Origin of the sequence: Streptomyces sp. ADMS (assembly GCF_033441795.1) — a bacterium.
Taxonomy (GTDB): domain Bacteria; phylum Actinomycetota; class Actinomycetes; order Streptomycetales; family Streptomycetaceae; genus Streptomyces.
Genome location: NZ_JAVFVX010000294.1, coordinates 1 through 1,717 on the forward strand (window position 1 = coordinate 1; position 1,717 = coordinate 1,717).

A 1,717-nucleotide genomic window follows, 5' to 3' on the forward strand; every position below is an offset into this window, starting at 1 on the left:
CCATTGAGGTGCAGGCGTTGTCGCGGGTGTTTGGTGGGTTGGGTGGTGGGGCGGTGGGGTTGGGTTCGGTGAAGGGGAATGTGGGTCATTTGGATGCGGCGGCGGGTGTTGCTGGTGTGGTGAAGGTGGTGTTGGCGTTGGAGCATGGGGCGGTTCCGGCGTCGGTGAATTTTGGGCGGTTGAACGAGGGGGTTTCGGCCGGGGGGCCTTTGCGGGTGGTGGGGGAGGGGATGGAGTGGCCGCGTGGTGGTCGCGTGCGGCGTGCGGGGGTTTCTGCTTTTGGGTTTGGTGGGACGAATGCGCATGTGGTGTTGGAGGAGGCTCCGATGGTGGAGCTGGAGGTGGGTTCGGGGGGCGGGCGGGGGAGTGATTTGTTTGTGGTGTCGGCGCGAAGTGAGGGGGAATTGGAGCGGGCGTGTGGGCGTCTTTCGGGGTGGGTGCGGGATACGGATGTGAGTTTGGAGGATGCGGCGTTTACGTTGGCGGTGGGGCGTCGGGGTTTTGGGTTTCGGCGGGCGGTGTGGGGTGGGAACCGGGCGGAGGTAGTGCGGGCTTTGGAGACGGGTTCCGGCTCCTCGGTGGTGGGGGGGTGTGTTTCGGGGGGCGGCGCTGGTGTGGTGTTTGTGTTTTCGGGCCAGGGGCCGCAGTACGTGGGGATGGGGCGGGAGTTGTATGGGTGTGAGCCGGTATTTCGTTCGGTGGTGGATGAGTGTGCGGGGTTGGTTGTTGGGTTGACAGGTGTGGATGTGCGGGAGTTGTTGTTTGCTCCGGCGGGTGACGTGCGGGCGGAGGAGTTGCTGGGGCGGACGCAGTGGGCGCAGCCGGTGTTGTTCACGGTGGAGTATGCGTTGGCGCGGTTGTGGGAGTCGTGGGGGATTTCGCCGGTAGGGATGGTGGGGCACAGTTTGGGAGAATTGACGGCTGCTTGTGTGGCGGGTGTGTTTTCTCTTTCTGATGCGGTGGCGTTGGTGGTTGAGCGGGGCCGGCTGATGGAGGGTCTTCCGGCGGGGGCGATGTGCAGTGTGGTGGCGGGGCGGGATGAGGTGGTCGAGAGTTTGCCGGAGGGGGTGTGGCTGGCTGCGCACAATGGTCCGCGTGAGTGTGTGGTGTCGGGTTCTCCCGATGCGGTGCGGGCGTATGCAGAATGGGCTGCGGGCCGGGGATGGAGCGCGCAGACGACTCCGAGTGGGCGTGGGTTTCATTCCGGGCTGATGGATCCGGTGGTGAGTGAGTTTGCTCGGTTGGTTTCCCGGGTGGAGCGGAATGCGCCGGTTATTCCGTTCATTTCAGGTGTGACGGGTGATTGGATTACGGCGGAGCAGGCGTGTGATCCGGAGTACTGGGGTGGACAGGCCCGGCATTGTGTGGAGTTCGCGGCTGGTGTGACCAGGGCGGCTGGTGCGTCGGACGCGGGCGTCGTGTTTGTGGAGGTCGGTCCGGGTCAGACGTTTTCCGGACTGGTCCGCAGGATCCTGCGCAGCGGTGAGGGTGGTGCGGGCTGGGAGGTGACGGCCTCGTTGCCGCACCGCCGGGATCGGCGTGGAGCAGTGGAGTCGATGCAGCGGGCGCTGGCCCAGTTGTGGGTGGCGGGTGTGGAGCCCGACTGGGAGGGCTACTACCAAGGTCGGCAGCGGCGGCGAGTTCCCCTGCCGACCTACCCCTTCGCCCGCACCCGTCACTGGCTCGACGAACACCCCACCGCACCCCCGACCCCCGA

1 protein-coding gene and 1 pseudogene are annotated in these 1,717 nt (G+C 66.0%); both read left to right on the plus strand.

Annotated features, from left to right (window positions below; all coding sequences use genetic code 11):
- Nucleotides 1–8: 8 nt before the first annotated feature.
- Nucleotides 9–548 (plus strand): annotated as a pseudogene (locus RB628_RS42860) (ketoacyl-synthetase C-terminal extension domain-containing protein); the annotation flags it as partial.
- 66 nt (nucleotides 549–614) lie between these two features.
- Nucleotides 615–1,717, plus strand: a 1,103-nt coding sequence (locus RB628_RS40480; RefSeq protein WP_318325644.1) for an acyltransferase domain-containing protein, incomplete at its 3' end; no start/stop codon positions are given.